The sequence below is a fragment of the Corynebacterium sp. USCH3 genome, assembly GCF_037619475.1.
Taxonomy (GTDB): domain Bacteria; phylum Actinomycetota; class Actinomycetes; order Mycobacteriales; family Mycobacteriaceae; genus Corynebacterium.
Genome location: NZ_JAQPZT010000007.1, coordinates 25918 through 42193, shown reverse-complemented (window position 1 = coordinate 42193; position 16276 = coordinate 25918). Strand labels below are relative to the sequence as shown.

The window sequence follows — 16276 nt, the reverse complement described above, 5'->3', positions numbered from 1 at the left end:
CGTACTGGGAGTTGGGAGACTCGAAGGGTGCGACCAAGACCCCGGCGGTAGTGGTTTCCGCCGGGGTCTTGCTGTGTCTAGGCGGCCTTGGGGGCGGCGCTCTTCTTCGGCCGGCCCCGGCGCTTGCCCAGCGCCTCGACGGCCTTGGCACCGGGGAGACGATGCGGGGCGGGGGCGGCGTCCGGAAGAGCGTCGAGAGTGGAGAGCAGGTCGTGCGCGTCGCCATAGGCGCGCACCTGCTCGCGCAGCTCGTCAAGAGCCGCCTCGATCAGCTCCGGGCCGGTCTCGACCGTGGAGGCGGCGGCCTCGACCCGGCGCATTGCGCGCTGCGCCGGGGTCAAGGCAGCGCCCTTGCCCTCGGTGGTGTTCGGCAAGGCGGTGGGGGTCACGTTCGACTCCCGGCCCTCGAGCTTCGGGACGCTCGAGGTGGGGCTCTGGGGGTTCTGGGTCTTGCTGTCGTGCGACATCGTGGTGTTCCTTTCGGTGATGGTGTGTGTCAGTTCGGAAGTTCGGCGTCGGTCGCGTCCAGGTCCCGGACGCCCGCCGCCTCGGCGGCCGCTGATTCCTGCGCCGCAGCCTCCAGAGCCGCGGCGTCCTCCCGGGCCGTGGCGGCGGTCGCCCGCACCCGCTCCCGAGCGGCCTCGATACCGGTGGTCATCATGTCGAGGGTCTCGGCGTACAGCGGGGCCGGGGCGTTTCCTTTCGTGTTCACTTTCGTGTCTGCCTCGGCCTGCTCCAGGAGCGCGTCCAGCGCCTTCTTGGAGTCCTTCTCCAGGTCGTCGGCGGCGCGCCGGATCCGCCGCGCCTTGGTGAGCAGCGCGGGGCGGTCGAGGTGGACGGAGGGGGCGGCGTTCATGATCGGTCTCCTTGTCGGTGGTGGTGTCCGCGGCGTGGGGGGTCGATGTGATCCATCAGCTCCAGGAGCCCGTCGATCAGCTCCGAGCAGCGCGCGAGCTGCTCCTCGAACGCCTCGCCTAACGCGTCCTCGATGCCTTCGGGATCGGCGGCGTTGAGGAGACCTTGGGCGGTGTGCAGCTCGAAGAGCTGGTCGGTCAGCCAGGGGGGCAGGGTGATCGTTGTCGGGGCGGCGCTCATGCGGCGTCCTCCTTCCGCTGTTCCTGGCGGTAGGCCGCCAACGCCCCCCCGCTCAGCGAACTGGATCGCGGTGGCGCGGATATCCGCGTCGTCGGGAAAGCCGAGTGCGTCCAGAACTGGTGTGGAAGGCCAGACCCATGCCCGGCCCATGCGGATCGGGAATATCCGGCGGTCCCGGCCGAGGTCCAGACCGGACTCAGCGTGGCGCGTGAGGGTGGATCGAGAGATTCCGACCAGGACCGCCGCCACGGGGGTGGGAAGCGAGGCCGGGACTGCTGTGGGGGTGGACATAAAATCCTCCTGAGGTTGTGTCGGTGGTTCGCGTACCAGTCACACTACATCTCTCGGTGCTGCCGTGTCACGTCGAAGATGCCCTTTGAACTGCAATTACCAAGGTGACAATTGGAGATACGGTCCCCGAAACGGGGTTTCTGTTCATTTTTCTAAATCGTGTACACTGGGGCATATCCGCAGGTAGCCGCGTACGCGGCGATCCTTAGAGATTCAAAATCCAATTACCAGGGTGACAACTGGAGGGTGTGTCTTATGAATGCAGGTCAGGTCGGCCGCCCGCGCCGTGCGCGGGGGACCATGGGTGATATCTCGGCATATCGCATCGCTCCAACATCGAGCGGGAAGCGGCGGTGGCAGGCGGCGGTGCGCGTCCGCCGACATGACGGCACCGAGACCCTGATCCGCCGCAACGCTGAGACACCCAGCGAGGCAAAAGATCGTGTACGGGAGGCCGCTATCGACGCGCGCCTACAGACAGCAGCGGGCAGTCCGGTCGGCAAGGCCGTAGAGCTGTCCGACCGAAGTTCGGTCGCAGCGCTGGCGGAGGCCTACGTGGACTGGCTGAACGGCGAGCGCAGCGCATCAACCATCGCGCAGTACCGCGGCACGGTGAAGCGCTATATCGCCCCGCTCCTATCCGACGTGGAGATCCTCGATGCCACCCCCGACGTCCTAGAGGCCATTGAGGCGCACCACGGGACATCAGCCTGGCGATCATCGAGGGCCGTTCTGGGAGGGGCGTGGAAATGGGCTCTACGGCGGCACTACATCACGCAACCTAACCCGGTTTCTGCTACACGGTCCGCGGCCCGCAGCCGTCCGCACGTGACCACGGTGACCGCAGCGGAACTGCGGGCCCTCATCGAGCGCGTTCAGGTCTATCGCGACGCGACCGACGTGATGGGCCGCCGCGGCCCCCGCGTGCCGTGGTTGGTGCACATGCTGCCCGTAAATCTAGCGACCGGCGCGCGCATCTCGGAGCTTGTGGCGATGCGGTGGGAAGCCATCGAGGGCCTGGACGACGACGGCCCGGTCGTCGTCACGCTGCGCGGAGTCAAGGTGAGACACCAGCGCCGCGCTGCCGGTGACGATGACGGCGGCGGGCAGACGCGTCCGCGCCGGATCACTCTTGCGCGGTTCGCGGCCGACGCGCTGCGCCAACAGCGGGAGGACCTGGGCGATGCGCTCCAGCTCTCGCCGTGGGTGTGGCCGTCCGGCTCCGCCTCGGGAACGCATCTCCAAACGGACGCGGTCCATCGAGCGCTGCGCAAGGTCTACGGGTACCAGCCCCAGGCCGCCCCCTTGCCTCCCCTCCCCGGGCTCACAGTGAGGCCGCACGTTCTGCGCCACACGGCCGGCACATGGGTAGCCCACGACGCGGTGGGCGGCGAGCAGACCGCCGCGAACTTCCTAGGGCATCTCGGACAGACGGTGACCGCCGTTCATTACGTCGCCCCGGAGGTCGTGGACGTGGCAGAAGTGATCCAGTCTCGGTGGGAACAGTGAACGATATTCGTTCACTTTTCGTTCACTCCACCTGATTCGAGTCTCTAAGAACCCTTGTTTTCCCTGCTCACAGAGCTGGAGACGAGACTTGAACTCGCAACCTACGGTTTACAAGACCGTTGCGCTACCGATTGCGCCACTCCAGCGGAAACCGACGCCCCGTAGGGGCCGTCCACGGTGTCGCCACCTGGTTTCAGCGCACGACTCTATCAGCAGCGCAGCCTGCTGATCGAATCCGGATCCTCTACCGTAGAGTGTGGCCGGAACGAACGGCAGACAGCACCAGACCGGTGAGAGAACGGGGAGTCGAGTGAGCGGTGAGGGCAGCAAGGTGAGCAGGGGTTACACGGCCCTGAGGAACCGCGTGTCTGCGATGCTGTTCAGCGGGAACAGGTCGACCATCGACACGATCCGCACCGCACCGCCACCCTCGCCGCTGGCCCCGGTCGACCTGACCGACACCGCCCAGGTCCATCTGGTGATGGACACCGCCGCACGGATCGGCGACCTCCTCCTCTCGGCAGGAACCGGCAACACCGACGCCAAGGCCCAGGTCAAGGCAGTCACCTCCGCGTACGGCCTCTACGGGTGCCACGTCGACATCACCCTGAACACGATCACCATCTACTCACCGTCGACCGATTCGACGACCCCGATCAGCACGTTCCGGGTGGTGCACGCACTCAACAGCGACTTCTCCCGCCTCACCGAGGTCGACCGCCTGATCCGGTCGATCGTCAACGGCGCCACCGGGCTTGAGCTCACCCGCAAGATCCTCACCGACATCGAGACCAGTCCCCCGCCCTACCGCATCCGGTGGGCGACGCTGGCCTGGGGCGGCTTCGCCGGCGCGGTGGCCCTGATGCTCGGCGGCGAGCCGCTCGTCGCCCTCATCGCCACGATCACGTCGATCATCATCATGGCGACGAATGTGTGGCTGGCGTCGAAGTCCCTGCCGTTGTTCTTCCAGAACCTCACCGGCGGCATCATCGCCACGATCCCCGCCGCACTGACGTTCAGCTTCGCACGGGCACTGGACCACTACCTGTCCCCGTCCCTGGTGATCGCCTCCTGCATCGTCGCCATGCTCGCCGGGTTGACACTGGTCCAGGCACTGCAGGACGGCGTCACCGGCGCTCCGGTCACCTCCTCGGCACGGTTCTTCGAGACCGTGCTGATGACCGGCGGCATCATCTCCGGCATCGCCATGGGTCTGATGCTCACCAGTCGGCTGGGCATCACCCTGCCACCGATCGACACGTCCAGCACCCAGGGGACGTTCGGCGGCGCGGCACTGCAGATCCTCGGCGGGGTCGGCGCGGCGATGTTCTTCGCCATCGCCTCGTTCTGCGAGCGACGCGCCCTGGTGGTTGCCACGTTCACCGCCCTGGTCGCCTACTCGTTGTACCGGTTCCTGCAGGTCCAGCTAGGTACCGGCGATGTGACCGCGGCCGGCATCACCGCCACGTTCGTCGGTCTCGCCGGTGGCCTGCTGTCCCGTCGCTACCTCATCCCCCCGCAGATCACGGCCATTGTGGGCATCACCCCGCTGCTGCCCGGCCTGGCGCTCTACCGCGGGATGTACTCGATGCTGACCGACCAGTTCGTCGTCGGCATCTCGAACCTCGGTATCGCCCTGGCCACCGCCACCGCCCTGGCGGCCGGGGTGGTCCTCGGCGAGTGGGTCGCCCGTCGGCTGCGTCGACCCCGGATCCTGTACCGCTACAACGACCTGCGTCGTCCCCCGGCACGCCGGTCCCGCGGACGACGCTCGGGCGGCTCCGCCGGCCTCCCGCTGCACTGGAACGTGCTGCGACAGCGGCGCGGCGGGACCCCCTGGCTCCCCGACCCCCGCCGGTCCCATCAGAGGCAACGAGACCGGGAAAGTGCACAGGACGGTCCGGGGAGTTAGACTGAAGCCTTACGCCGTATCGTCTTGCAAAGGGAGCAATCAGTGCCGCCGAAGGTCAGCGACAACCACACCACTAGCGCAGAGTCCCTGCACACCGTGGAAGAGGCGACCGCGAAGGCCGCGCAGCGGATCGTCGCCACCTACGCCGATGATTTCCTCGACGCCGCCACGCTGATGTGCATGCTCGGCGTCGAGCCGGAGGGCCTCATCCACCGCAAGGTCGCCGCGGACGCCGCGGCCGAGGAAGAGGCGAAGAACCCCAAGGCCGCCAAGAAGACCACGAAGAAGGCGACCAAGAAGACCACCAAGAAGGCTCCGGCGAAGAAGACGGCGAAGAAAACCACCGGCGAGTAGTCTGGCGGTCACACAACCCCCAGCGCACGACCCAGAACACAGACCCTCGAGCACACCCTAAGGGGAGACGCCGCCGTGACTGCCGGAGCTGACCGAACCAACGACGCCGACGGAGAGTTCCCGGCCGGCACCGTCCCCACCAGCGACATGGTCGTCGTCGCCAACAGGCTTCCCGTCGACCGGTCGGTCGGCAAGGACGGTACGGTGACCTGGTCCCCCAGCCCGGGTGGTCTCGTCACGGCGCTCCGCCCGGTCCTGGAGAGCAGCCAGGGCAGCTGGGTCGGATGGCCCGGTGCCACCGCCGACACCCCGGACGAGGAGGTGCACGTCTCCGACCTCCCCGAGATGGACGGCGGCATCTCCCTGGTCCCGGTGAACATCACCACCTCGGAGTTCCAGACATACTACGAGGGATTCTCCAACGACACCCTCTGGCCGCTCTACCACGACCTGATCGTGCACCCGGAGTTCCACCGTTCGTGGTGGCGTGCCTACCGGGCGGTCAACGAACGTTTCGCCCGTGCCGCGGCGGACTCCGCCGCCCCCGGGGCGACCGTCTGGGTGCAGGACTACCAGCTCCACCTGGTTCCCGGCATGCTGCGCGAGCTGCGCCCCGACCTGAAGATCGGGTTCTTCCTGCACATCCCCTTCCCCGCGCCGGAGCTGTTCCGTCAGCTTCCCTGGCGGTGGGACGTCCTGCAGGGCACGTTGGGCGCCGACCTCATCGGTATGCACACCCCGGATTCGGCGTGGAACTTCCTCTACACACTGCGCGCCCTCGGCGGCGACGTGACGTTCACCAAGGTCGGTGAGGGCGACGCCTGCGGCGCCGATGACGCCGACGGCGAAGGCACCGTCACCGACGACGGCGCGGCGGGCACCGACGAATCCGGCGTGTCCTACATCCGGGGCGCCCGTCTGCCACGTCGGGACGCCGTCGCCGGCACCGTCCGCACCGAGGACGGGCGTGAGGTCAAGGTGGGTGTCTTCCCGATCTCCATCGACACCGAAGGCGTCCAGGCCAAGGCCACCGCGCCGGAGACGGTGTCGGCCGCCAGCGCGCTGCGTCGCCGCGTCGGCTCACCGAAGATCCTGTTGGCCGGGGTGGACCGGCTGGACTACACCAAGGGCATCCACCAGCGTCTCAAGGCCCTCGAGCAGCTGCTCAGTCAGGGGCTGCTGAACCCGGACGAGATCTGCCTGATCCAGGTCGCCACCCCCTCGCGTGAACGTCTCGACTCCTACGCCCGCACCCGGGAGGACGTGGAACGCACCGTGTCGCGGATCAACGGCGCCTACGGCAGCCTGGGGCACACGGTGGTGCACTACTCGCACGCGAGCATGCCGTTCGCCCAGCTGGTCTCGCTCTACGCCGCGGCGGACGTGATGCTGGTGACCGCGCTGAAGGACGGGATGAACCTGGTCGCCAAGGAGTACGTGGCCAGCCATTCCGACGGCACCGGGGCCCTGGTGCTCAGCGAGTTCACCGGCGCGGCGACGCAGCTTCCCAACGCCTACCTGTGCAACCCCTACGACGTGGAGTCGACCGCGGCGGCGATCATGAAGGCCATCGACTCGCCCGACGAGGACAAGCAGACCCGTATGCAGGAGATGTGGGAGGAGGTCCGCTCCCACGACGTGCACGGCTGGGCCCGGCGTTTCCTCGCGGTACTGGACCCCGACGCCCCGACCGCCGACACAGGCACGGTGGACGAGTGAGCCTGTCCCGGTCACGGACGGCACGGCGGATCGTCCTCGGCGGACTGGTCCTGGCCGGTGGCGTCCTACTCTCGTCCTGCGGATCCGACATCCCCGGCGAATTGGCCGACGTCCGTTGGCAGGTCGGCCGCATCGAGGACGCCGACCTCGCCGATTCCGGCACCGCCGTGGCGTCCTCCCTGTCCCAGACCGACCAGGCCCGCACGTGGCTGGCACTGGGCGGCAGCACGGTCACCGGCGCCGCCGGATGCATGTCACTGAGCGGTGACGTCGAGTGGCTCGACAATGACCGCGTCCGTTTCCCCGGTTTCAGCGCCCGTGACATCAGCGGCGAATCCGGCGGCACGTCCTGCCTCGCCAACGACTCCGACCTGGCGGACCGTCTCGTCGCCCTCCTCGGCGACAGCAGCGACGCGGACGGCGACGCCCCCACGCTGCGGTGGAGCACTCCGGCCGAGGACGAACTCCGCCTGACCCGCACCGACGACGACCCGTCGAACTGGCAGACCGGGCGTTTCGTCGAGTTCCTCGCGACGCCGTAGCACGCCGTGACGCGCCCCTGTCACACGGCACCGCTACGCTGGACGGCATGACCGACGACCCCGTCTCCGCCGCACCCCTGCCCCCCGTCTCCACCGACGACATCCAGTACCTCGCCGAAGTGCCGAATCTGCTCGTCGCCCTCGACTTCGACGGCACCCTCGCCGGTTTCTCCACCGACCCCCTGTCGGTGCGGATGGTACCCGGCGCCCGCGCGACGCTCGACCGTCTCGCCGGGTGCGCCGGCACCACGGTCATGTTGCTCTCCGGACGTAACCTCGAGATCCTCGAGCCCGTCGCCGAAGCCCTCGCCGTCGCCGCTCCCGCACCCGGAGACATCCTCCTGGTCGGCAGTCACGGTGCCGAACCCGCCGACGCCACGAGCTCCGGGCTCGACGAGGGCCAGCGCACCCTGCTCACCACGCTCGGTGGGATGGCCGAGGACTTCGCCTCCCGTGATGCGGGCATGTGGGTCGAGCGCAAGCCTTTCGCCGTCGGTCTCCACATCCGCGGGGCCGCGGACCGGCGGACCGGGCTGACCGCCTACGAGGAGTTCCGTCTCGCCGCGCAGAAACTGGACGGTGTCACCGTCACCCCGGGCAAGGACATCGTCGAGGTGTCCGTGTCACCGGTGACCAAGGGCAGCTACCTCGAGGCGTTCATCGACCGGAGCCAGCCCGATGCCGTCGTCTTCGCCGGCGACGACGTCACCGACGAGACGGCCCTGCGTGTCCTCGACCAACAGGGGCTCACCCCGTCCGGGGAGGGCGCCACCCCCGGGCGTCCGGACGTCGGCATCCGCGTCGGCGACGGTGACACCGCCGCCCACCGACGCCTGCCCGATCCCGCCGCGGTCGCCGAGACGCTGGCCCGGCTCACCGAGGCCCGGCTGCTGCGCCAGGGCACCCGCGACGGCGAGGTCGTCGACGCCGCCTCCGTCGCCGCGATCAACGAGCTGCGGGAGGACCCACCGTCCGCCCCGGGAGAAAACGGGTCGGGAGAATAATCTTCGGCTCCGGCTCCGCCCACTGCATCGCCGGTTCCCGCCGGGTGGGTTCACTGTTCCTTCCGATGAGTGCCGCCAGCACATTTCCACTGGTGAACCCCTTCTCGCGGTTCGGCTGCTCGACCGTGGTGAGGCCGCGGAAGCGTGCCCGTGCGATGCCGTCGAACCCGACCACGGAGAGTTCGCCGGGCACGTCGACACCCCTGTCGTCGGCGTAGTCGAGCACACCGAGCGCCTGGCTGTCCGTGGTGCAGATCACCGCGGTGAGATCGGGGTGGGTCTCCAGCAGCTCGGCCGCCGCGCTGCGGGCGGTGTCCGGATTGTTGATGTGGCGTTCGATCACCGGCACGTCGGCACGGTCGACCCCGGCGTCCTCCAGCACCGCCAGTGCGCCGAGCACGCGGCCCTTCTGGACGTGCATCTGCGCCTTCTCCAGACGTTCGGCGGTGACCGGCCCGTTGTTCGGACGGCGGTCCAGTCGGATGCACAGGATGCCGATCCGACGGTGGCCGGCGTCCACCAGTGCCTGCGCGGCAGGACGGATCGCCTCCCGGTCGTCGATGCCGACGAAGTTGACGCCGTGGTCGTCCGCCGGCTGGTCGCAGATCACGGTGGGGACGTTCCGGCTGGTCACCGAGGCGAGGAAGGGATCGTCCGCGGCGACGGAGTAGACGATGAACCCGTCGACGACCGCCTGGTTGACCAGGGACGCGGGCCGGTCCTCCTCAGCGGTCTCCGCCCCGGCCGGGATCAGCAGCATCGAGGTGTCCATGCCCACACACGCCTCGGACACCCCGGACATGAACTCCAGGGACGCCTGATCCTCGAAGGCGTAGGTCATGTCATCGGTGAGCAGGACGCCGATCGCCCCGGCCCGGCGCGTGCGCAGGGAGCGTGCCGTCGGGTCCGGCCCGGAGTACCCCATCCGCTCGGCGGTGCGCATGATGCGCTCGCGCAGCTCGACCGACAACTGCTCCGGACGGTTGTAGGCGTTGGAGACCGTCGTCCGGGAGACCCCCAGCTCCGCGGCGATGGAGGCCAGGGTGCCGCGCCGGTTCTTCTGGGCCTGCCGACCTTGACTGCTGGAGCGATTCACCCCGACCATGGTAGTCGACGTCCCCGGCCGTGACTGACGTAACCCTAATTGGCAAGCATTACCAACAAGGACTACTGTCGTCCCCATGCCACGACGTCGTCCCCCCTTCCGCACCTCCCGTGCCTCCCGTGCCACCACCGTTCTCGCGGTCACGGCCGCAGCATCCCTCACCCTCGGCCTCACCGCCTGCGGCAGCGGGGCGGACAGCGGAAGTGAGGCGTCCGCCGACAACGGCGGCATCCACGTCGTCGCGTCGACCTCCACGTGGGGCGACATCGCACAGCAGGTGGTCGATGACGCAGACGCCGCCGACGACGTCACCGTGGACACCATCCTCTCCGGCACCGACGACGACCCGCACGAGTACGAGGCGACCGCCCGCGACGTCGCCACCATCCGCGGCGCCGACGTCGTCGTCGGCAACGGGGCCGGCTACGACAACTGGCTCACCGACAACGCCGGGGACGACGCCGAGGTCATCACCGCCGCCCCACTCGCTGAAGAGCACGACCACAGTGACCACAGCGACCACGGCGACCACAGTGAGCACGGCGCAGGCGATGAGCAGGCGGACGGCCACGCCGACCACGATCACGGCAGCGGCATCCTGGAGGGCGAGGACAACCCGCACGTCTGGTTCGACATGGACCGCGTCGCCGAGTTCGCCGACACCCTCGCCGCCCACCTCCACAGCCTCGACGACGGCATCCCCGCCGAGGCGGACGGCGTGCGTGAGATGACCGACGACTTCCGTCAGCGCATCGCCGACCTGCCCCACGCCCACGTCGTCCTCACCGAGCCGGTCGCCGGACTCCTTCTCCGCGGCTCCGAGGTCCACGACGTGACCCCGGAGGGCTTCGCCCGGGCCGTCCTCAACGAGGGCGAACCCTCCGTCGCCGACTTATCCACCACCCGCGACCTCGTCACCGACGGGGAGGCGGACGCGCTGATCACCAACACCCAGTCCGAGAGCCAGGCGTCCCGCCAGCTCACCGACGCCGCCGAGGACAACGACGTGCCGGTCGTCAACGTCACCGAGACCCCGGGCGCCGACGACGACTACGCCGGCTACGTCGACGGCGTGATCACCGACCTCGAGGATGCGCTCAGCTAGATGTCCCTCCTGACCTTCACCGGCGCCAGCGTCGACCCCCTCTGGCACGACCTCGACCTCACCGTCGACCCCGGCGAGTTCCTCACCGTCCTCGGCCCCAACGGCGTCGGAAAATCCACCCTGCTCAACGCCGTCCTGGGTACCAGGCGCCTCACCTCCGGCACCGTCAGCGCCCCCGACCGCGTGGGGTTCATCCCCCAGCAGCGCATGTTCGACACCGACCTGCCGATCCGCGTCCGCGACCTCATCGGCCTGTCCATCGAACACGGGACGCTGTCCCGGCGGCGGCCCCGTCGCGCCACCATCGACGCCGCGCTCGCCGAGGTCGGTGCGTCCGGCCTGGCGGACCGTCGGGTGGGGACACTGTCCGGCGGCCAGCAGCAGCTCGTCCGGCAGGCCCAGGCCATGGCCACCGACCCCCAGCTCCTGCTCTGCGACGAACCGCTGCTCAGCCTGGACCTGTCGGCGCAACGCGCCGCCGTCGAGCTGCTCGACCGGCGCCGCCGTGACCACGGCACCGCCGTCGTCTTCGTCACCCACAGCATCAACCCCGTGCTCGGCGTGACCGACCGGGTCCTCTACCTCGGCCCCGACGGCCACGTCACCGGCAGCGTCGACGAGGTCATGACCGGCCCGGTCCTGTCCCGCCTGTACGGTACCGACGTCGACGTCGCGGAGGTCAACGGACGGATGGTGGTCGTGTGAGTACCTGGGATCTGCTGCAGGTCGACTTCGTCCAGAACGCCCTGCTGGCCTCGCTGCTCCTCGGCCTGGTCTCCGGGGCCCTCGCCCCGCTGATCGTGATGCGCAGGATGAGCTTCGCCGCGCACGCCACCGGCGAGCTGGCGCTGATGGGCGCGGCCGCCGCCCTGCTCTTCGGCGTCAGCGTGACCACCGGGGCCGTCCTCGGCGCCGTCCTGGCCGCCGTGGTGCTCGCCCTGCTGGGCCTGAGGGAGCAGGACGCCACCGTCGGTGTGGTCCTCGCCTTCGGCATGGGACTGTCCGTGCTGTTCATCTACCTGTACCCCGGACGGACCTCGGAGGCCTACGCCCTGCTGACCGGGCAGATCGTGGGGGTCTCCGGGGCGTCACTGGGGATCCTGGCCCTGATGTCGGTCCTCGTGGTCGCCGCCGTCGCGGTGCTGTGGCGCCCGCTGCTGTTCGCCACCGTCGACCCGGTCATGGCGGCGGCGTCGGGTGTACCGGTGAAACTGCTCGCCGCGGCGTTCGCCGTGCTCATCGGCATCGTCGCCTCACAGGGGGTGCAGATCGTCGGGGCGCTGCTGCTGCTCGCGCTGTTGATCACCCCGGGTGCAGCGGCGGTGCGCGTGACCTCCAACCCCCTGCTCGCCGTGGGCCTGTCGGCCCTCTTCGCTACCACGGCCGCGGCCGGCGGGCTGATCCTCTCCCTGGAGCCCGGCCTGCCGGTCAGCCCGTTCGTCACGTCGATCAGCTTCGCGATCTACCTGGCCTGCCGGATCATCGGCTGGGCGCGGGGCCGACGGGTCATCCGCGACGAGTCTCGTCGGCGCAGCCAACCCGCGTCCGAGCTCCCTGCTGACCCGCATCACTCACAGAGCATGAGCTGATCCCGTAGGGCACGAGGGACAGCCCCGGTGTGATCAGGCTTCCCATCGCGGTCGACTATCGCACCCCATAAGGTAATAATACGATTAAAAGGCCAGGTCACGTTCGCTTAAGCGAGTCATAAGGTGCGATATGTGACCTGCCCCTCACGGGGACAGGCAGCTACCCCACGCGACGTTGGCGGGCGAACTCGCTGAGCACCACGCCCGCGGCGACGGAGGCGTTGAGCGACTCGACCCGGCCCGCCATCGGAATCGACAGGATGTCGTCGCAGGTCTCCCCCACCAGACGCGACAGACCCTTGCCTTCGGACCCCACCACGACCACCACCGGGCTCGTCCCGTCGTAGGTGTCGAGGGTGTGCTGGCCGCCGGCGTCGAGCCCGACGACCTGGTAGCCGGACTGCTGGAACTGCTTCAGGGAACGCACCAGGTTCGTCGCCCGGGCCACCGGCAGACGCGCCGCGGTACCGGCGGACGTCCGCCACGCCACAGCGGTCACCGACGCCGACCGACGCTCCGGGATGACCACACCGTGGCCGCCGAACGCGGCGACCGAGCGGATGACCGCGCCCAGGTTGCGCGGGTCGGTGATGTTGTCCAGCACCACGATCAGCCCGGGGCGACCGGAGGTCTGCGCCGCCTCGATCAGGTCCTCGACCTCGGCGTACTTGTACGGCGGCACCTGCAGGCCGATGCCCTGGTGCATGCCGTTGCCGGTCATCCGGTCCATCTCGTCCCGGCTGACCTCGAGCACGGCGATACCCCGCTCGGCACAGGTGTGCACCGCCTCGGAGAGCCGGTCGTCGTTGCCGGTGCCGACGGCGACGTACAGTGCGGTCGCCGGTGCGTCCGCCCGCAGGCACTCGATCACCGGGTTCCTTCCGACGACAAGCTCCGGCTGGTCGTCGGCGTCCCTCGGTCGCTGGCGCCCCGAGTCACGACGCTCCTGGGCCTTCTTCGCCTTGTACTTCGCGTGATAGACGCGGTCCTCGGCCTTCGGCGTCGGCCCCTTGCCGGCGAGCCCCCGTCGCCTGGTGCCGCCCGAACCCTTGTCCGAGCCTTTGCGCGCTGTCTTCCGTACCGCGCCGCGGCGCTTGTCGTTTCCTGCCATGCGGACCACCCTACCCCCTACACCCCTGATTACCCCTGTTCACAACCACCGTCCGGCACGGTACCCTCTGGTGGCTATGACGCCCCAGGAATCGTCCTCTCCCCCGTCCCCGCAGGCCGGCGCCGGCACGTCCGCCGGTACCTCCCTGACCCGTACCGAACGCCTCGACCGCCTGCCGGTGACCCGCCGTCACGTGAAGCTCCTCGGCGGCTCGGGCATCGGCTGGGCATTGGATGCGATGGACGTCGGGCTGATCGGGTTCATCATGGCCGCGCTCACCACCCACTGGGGCCTCACCCACACCGAGACCTCGTGGCTGGCCTCCGCGGGCTTCATCGGCATGGCTCTGGGAGCCACCTTCGGCGGGCTGCTCGCCGACCGCGTCGGACGACGCAACGTCTTCGCCGTCACCCTGCTGGTCTACGGCCTGGCGACCGGAGCGTCCGCGCTCGCCGGCGGGCTGGCCGTCCTGATCGCCCTGCGCTTCCTCGTCGGTCTCGGTCTCGGGGCGGAACTTCCCGTGGCCTCCACCCTGATCTCCGAGTTCGCGCCGCGCAAGGTCCGTGGACGCATGGTCGTGGTCCTCGAGGCGTTCTGGGCCGTCGGCTGGCTCGCCGCCGCGGTGATCGGTGCGTTCATCATCCCGTTGAGTGACGACGGGTGGCGTTGGGCACTGGCCCTCGGCATGGTGCCCGCCTTCTACGCCCTGTATGTGCGGATGAAGCTGCCGGAGTCCGTCCGCTTCCTCGAGGCGAAGGGGCGCCGCTCCGAGGCGGAGGGCATCGTCGCGAGCTTCGAGGCGTCCGAGCCGACGCGCCTGCGGTTCCAGGGCGCGCCGGACGCCTCCGACGCGTCCCGTGTCCTCGACGAGGAGCAGCAGGACGCGGCGATCCTCGCCGGGCCTCCTGGAACTGCCGACTCCGCCTCCGGCATCTGGTCCTCCCCGCTACGTCGTCGTACCGCCGCGCTGTGGACCATCTGGTTCTGCATCAACCTGAGCTACTACGGTGCCTTCACCTGGATCCCCTCGATCCTGGTCGACCAGGGGTACACCCTGGTGAAGTCCTTCACCTTCACGCTGATCATCACCCTGGCGCAGCTGCCGGGCTACGCGGTGGCCGCGTTCCTCATCGAACGGTGGGGACGCCGCGCGACGCTGGCGACCTTCCTCGCCGGTTCCGCCGTGGCGGCCGGTCTGTACGGCTTCGCGGGCGTTGAGTGGCAGATCATCGCTGCCGGCTGCCTGCTGTCCTTCTTCAACCTGGGCGCCTGGGGTGCGTTGTACGCCATCGGGCCGGAGCTGTACCCGACGACGATGCGGGCGCGCGGAACAGGGGCGGCGACCGGCTTCGGGCGCATCGCCTCGATCATCGCACCGTTGATCGTTCCGCCGTTGCTGGTGTTCGGCGGGCTTCCGGTCCTGTTCACGCTGTTCGGTATCGCCTTCACCGTGGCCGCGCTGGCCGCGCTGGCACTACCGGAGCTGAAGGGGACGCGTCTGGCGGAGCGGTAGTGCCGCTACCCCAACGACCAGGTCGCACCGTCGGCGGTGTCGGTGACGACCACGCCGGCGGCCTTCAGCCGGTCGCGCACCTCATCGGCGGTGGCGTAGTCCTTCCCCGCCTTCGCCACGGCACGGCGGTCGAGCTCGGCCTTCACCAGGACGTCCAACGCGCCCGTCGCCGCGTCCGACGAGCCGGAGCCGACGCCCAGCCCACGCCCCTGGGCGGACGGCCCGGACCACGTCGTGGACATCGGGTCGACGCCCAGCACACCGGCCATCGCCCGCACGGCGCCGGCGGTCTCCGCCAGTCGGTCCCGGTCGCCGGACTCGAGGGCCTTGTTGCCCTCGCGCACGGTGTCGTGGATGACCGCCAGGGACTGCGGGACGGCGAGGTCGTCGTCCAACGCCGCCTCGAACGCCGGCAGCCAGGTACCGGTCTCCACCTCCCCGAGCACCTCGACGGCGCGGGTCAGGAACTTCTCGATCCGACGGAAACCGGCGGCGGCCTCCTGCAACGCCGACTCCGAGTACTCCAGCATCGAGCGGTAGTGCGCGGACCCCAGGTAGTAGCGCAGTTCGATCGGACGCACCATGGTCAGGATGTTCGGCACGGACAGGACGTTGCCCAGGGACTTCGACATCTTCTCGCCCGACATCGTCACCCAGCCGTTGTGCAGCCACAGACGGGCGAACCCGTCGCCGGCGGCGTGTGCCTGGGCCGCCTCGTTCTCGTGGTGCGGGAACTGCAGGTCCATGCCACCGGCGTGGATGTCGAACTCCGCACCGAGGTACTTGCGCGACATCGCCGAGCACTCGATGTGCCATCCGGGACGACCGTAGCCCCACGGGGTGTCCCACCCGGGTTCACCGGGTTTCGCGGACTTCCACATGGCGAAGTCGCGGGGGTCCTCCTTGCCCGGCGCGGCGTCCTCTCCCTGGTCCAGTTCGTCGAGCTTCTGGTGGGACAGGAACCCGTACTCCGGCACGCGCGCGGTGCGGCAGTACACCGAACCGTCCTCGGTGGCGTAGGCGAGGTCGGCGTCGATGATGCGCCGGATGTAGGCGATCATCTCCGGGACGTGGCCGGTGGCCCGTGGCTCGACCGACGGAGGCGCCACGCCGAGGAGGTCGTAGGCGCGGGAGAACTCGCGCTCGTGGGTGGCGGCCCATTCCCACCAGGGGCGTCCGTGCTCGGCGGACTTGGTGAGGATCTTGTCGTCGATGTCTGTAACATTGCGCACGAAAGCAACATCCAGCCCCTTGGCCTCCAGCCAGTTGCGCAGGATGTCGAACGCCACCCCGGAACGCACATGACCGATGTGCGGGACAGACTGCACGGTCGCGCCACACAGGTAGACCGATGCGTGGCCTTCCTGCAACGGAACGAAGTCCTGGAGTTCACGGGTCGCGGTGTCGAAGAATCGCAGAGTCACAAC

16 protein-coding genes and 1 tRNA gene are annotated in these 16276 nt (G+C 69.1%); 10 read left to right on the top strand and 7 right to left on the bottom strand.

Annotated features, from left to right (window positions below):
- Window positions 1-77: 77 nt before the first annotated feature.
- Genes PQI66_RS14430 through PQI66_RS14420 form a run of 3 tightly spaced genes read right to left on the bottom strand, consistent with a single transcriptional unit; the run spans window position 78 to window position 1386 of the window.
- Window positions 78-467 carry a hypothetical protein gene (locus PQI66_RS14430; RefSeq protein WP_339999225.1) on the bottom strand — a complete coding sequence of 130 codons (390 nt, stop codon included), beginning with the start codon at window positions 465-467 and terminating at the stop codon, window positions 78-80.
- Window positions 468-496: 29 nt separating this feature from the next.
- Window positions 497-856 (bottom strand): hypothetical protein, encoded by a 360-nt coding sequence (locus PQI66_RS14425; RefSeq protein ID WP_339999224.1) that lies wholly within the window; start codon window positions 854-856, stop codon window positions 497-499.
- Window positions 853-1386, bottom strand: coding sequence for a hypothetical protein (locus PQI66_RS14420; RefSeq protein ID WP_339999223.1), 534 nt, complete (start codon window positions 1384-1386; stop codon window positions 853-855). The genes PQI66_RS14425 and PQI66_RS14420 overlap by 4 nt, the downstream gene beginning before the upstream one ends.
- Before the next feature lie 300 nt (window positions 1387-1686).
- Between PQI66_RS14420 and PQI66_RS14415 the strand changes: the two genes are divergently transcribed.
- A complete protein-coding gene (locus PQI66_RS14415) occupies window positions 1687-2895 on the top strand; it encodes a tyrosine-type recombinase/integrase (protein WP_339999222.1) in 1209 nt (402 codons plus the stop codon).
- A 73-nt stretch (window positions 2896-2968) separates the two neighbouring features.
- On the opposite strand, the gene PQI66_RS14410 is transcribed toward PQI66_RS14415, so the two are convergent.
- Window positions 2969-3041: transfer RNA gene (locus PQI66_RS14410), tRNA-Thr, on the bottom strand.
- Between the two features lie 227 nt (window positions 3042-3268).
- On the opposite strand from PQI66_RS14410, the gene thrE reads away from it, so the two are divergent.
- The 5 genes from thrE (at window position 3269) to otsB (ending at window position 8426) form a co-directional block, all read left to right on the top strand.
- Window positions 3269-4807, top strand: a complete 1539-nt coding sequence (thrE, locus tag PQI66_RS14405; protein ID WP_339999308.1) for a threonine/serine exporter ThrE — start codon at window positions 3269-3271, stop codon at window positions 4805-4807.
- Window positions 4808-4849: 42 nt separating this feature from the next.
- Complete coding sequence (locus PQI66_RS14400) at window positions 4850-5161, top strand: hypothetical protein (RefSeq protein WP_339999221.1); 312 nt, start codon at window positions 4850-4852, stop codon at window positions 5159-5161.
- Window positions 5162-5308: 147 nt separating this feature from the next.
- On the top strand, window positions 5309-6880 hold the full coding sequence (locus PQI66_RS14395) for an alpha,alpha-trehalose-phosphate synthase (UDP-forming) (protein ID WP_339999307.1): 1572 nt from the start codon (window positions 5309-5311) through the stop codon (window positions 6878-6880).
- Window positions 6877-7422, top strand: coding sequence for a hypothetical protein (locus PQI66_RS14390; RefSeq protein ID WP_339999220.1), 546 nt, complete (start codon window positions 6877-6879; stop codon window positions 7420-7422). Before PQI66_RS14395 ends, PQI66_RS14390 begins: the two co-directional genes overlap by 4 nt.
- 47 nt (window positions 7423-7469) lie before the next feature.
- Window positions 7470-8426, top strand: a complete 957-nt coding sequence (gene otsB, locus PQI66_RS14385; RefSeq protein ID WP_339999219.1) for a trehalose-phosphatase — start codon at window positions 7470-7472, stop codon at window positions 8424-8426.
- Here otsB and PQI66_RS14380 read toward each other — a convergent pair.
- A complete protein-coding gene (locus PQI66_RS14380; protein ID WP_445228043.1) occupies window positions 8368-9531 on the bottom strand; it encodes a LacI family DNA-binding transcriptional regulator in 1164 nt (387 codons plus the stop codon). The genes otsB and PQI66_RS14380 overlap by 59 nt on opposite strands.
- Window positions 9532-9607: 76 nt before the next feature.
- Here PQI66_RS14380 and PQI66_RS14375 point away from each other — a divergent pair, with 76 nt between their 5' ends.
- From PQI66_RS14375 to PQI66_RS14365, 3 genes are read left to right on the top strand one after another with little or no spacing between them, the layout of a single operon-like run.
- Window positions 9608-10636 (top strand): metal ABC transporter solute-binding protein, Zn/Mn family, encoded by a 1029-nt coding sequence (locus PQI66_RS14375; RefSeq protein ID WP_339999217.1) that lies wholly within the window; start codon window positions 9608-9610, stop codon window positions 10634-10636.
- Entirely contained in the window at window positions 10637-11341 is a 705-nt protein-coding gene (locus tag PQI66_RS14370) for a metal ABC transporter ATP-binding protein (protein ID WP_339999216.1), read from the top strand.
- Window positions 11338-12225: a metal ABC transporter permease gene (locus PQI66_RS14365; RefSeq protein WP_339999215.1), complete on the top strand. Its 888-nt coding sequence runs from the start codon at window positions 11338-11340 to the stop codon at window positions 12223-12225. The genes PQI66_RS14370 and PQI66_RS14365 overlap by 4 nt, the downstream gene beginning before the upstream one ends.
- A 160-nt stretch (window positions 12226-12385) precedes the next feature.
- Here PQI66_RS14365 and rlmB read toward each other — a convergent pair whose 3' ends face one another.
- Window positions 12386-13336: a 23S rRNA (guanosine(2251)-2'-O)-methyltransferase RlmB gene (gene rlmB, locus PQI66_RS14360; RefSeq protein ID WP_339999214.1), complete on the bottom strand. Its 951-nt coding sequence runs from the start codon at window positions 13334-13336 to the stop codon at window positions 12386-12388.
- Between the two features lie 76 nt (window positions 13337-13412).
- On the opposite strand from rlmB, the gene PQI66_RS14355 reads away from it, so the two are divergent.
- Window positions 13413-14849 carry an MFS transporter gene (locus tag PQI66_RS14355; protein WP_339999213.1) on the top strand — a complete coding sequence of 479 codons (1437 nt, stop codon included), beginning with the start codon at window positions 13413-13415 and terminating at the stop codon, window positions 14847-14849.
- A 5-nt stretch (window positions 14850-14854) separates the two neighbouring features.
- Here the strand turns inward: PQI66_RS14355 and cysS are convergent, their stop codons facing one another.
- The gene (gene cysS, locus PQI66_RS14350) at window positions 14855-16273 is read right to left on the bottom strand and encodes a cysteine--tRNA ligase (protein WP_339999212.1); all 1419 of its coding nucleotides are present in this window, start codon (window positions 16271-16273) and stop codon (window positions 14855-14857) included.
- Window positions 16274-16276: the final 3 nt, after the last annotated feature.

Excerpts from the sequence above, each read along its gene's own strand:
- PQI66_RS14375 (WP_339999217.1), top strand. The coding sequence starts at position 9,608 with ATGCCACGACGTCGTCCCCCCTTCCGCACCTCCCGTGCCTCCCGTGCC.
- PQI66_RS14425 (WP_339999224.1), bottom strand. The coding sequence starts at position 856 with ATGAACGCCGCCCCCTCCGTCCACCTCGACCGCCCCGCGCTGCTCACC.
- otsB (WP_339999219.1), top strand. The coding sequence starts at position 7,470 with ATGACCGACGACCCCGTCTCCGCCGCACCCCTGCCCCCCGTCTCCACC.
- rlmB (WP_339999214.1), bottom strand. The coding sequence starts at position 13,336 with ATGGCAGGAAACGACAAGCGCCGCGGCGCGGTACGGAAGACAGCGCGC.
- PQI66_RS14380 (WP_445228043.1), bottom strand. The coding sequence starts at position 9,531 with ATGGTCGGGGTGAATCGCTCCAGCAGTCAAGGTCGGCAGGCCCAGAAG.
- PQI66_RS14355 (WP_339999213.1), top strand. The coding sequence starts at position 13,413 with ATGACGCCCCAGGAATCGTCCTCTCCCCCGTCCCCGCAGGCCGGCGCC.
- PQI66_RS14430 (WP_339999225.1), bottom strand. The coding sequence starts at position 467 with ATGTCGCACGACAGCAAGACCCAGAACCCCCAGAGCCCCACCTCGAGC.
- PQI66_RS14395 (WP_339999307.1), top strand. The coding sequence starts at position 5,309 with ATGGTCGTCGTCGCCAACAGGCTTCCCGTCGACCGGTCGGTCGGCAAG.
- thrE (WP_339999308.1), top strand. The coding sequence starts at position 3,269 with ATGCTGTTCAGCGGGAACAGGTCGACCATCGACACGATCCGCACCGCA.
- PQI66_RS14415 (WP_339999222.1), top strand. The coding sequence starts at position 1,687 with ATGGGTGATATCTCGGCATATCGCATCGCTCCAACATCGAGCGGGAAG.
- PQI66_RS14370 (WP_339999216.1), top strand. The coding sequence starts at position 10,637 with ATGTCCCTCCTGACCTTCACCGGCGCCAGCGTCGACCCCCTCTGGCAC.
- PQI66_RS14420 (WP_339999223.1), bottom strand. The coding sequence starts at position 1,386 with ATGTCCACCCCCACAGCAGTCCCGGCCTCGCTTCCCACCCCCGTGGCG.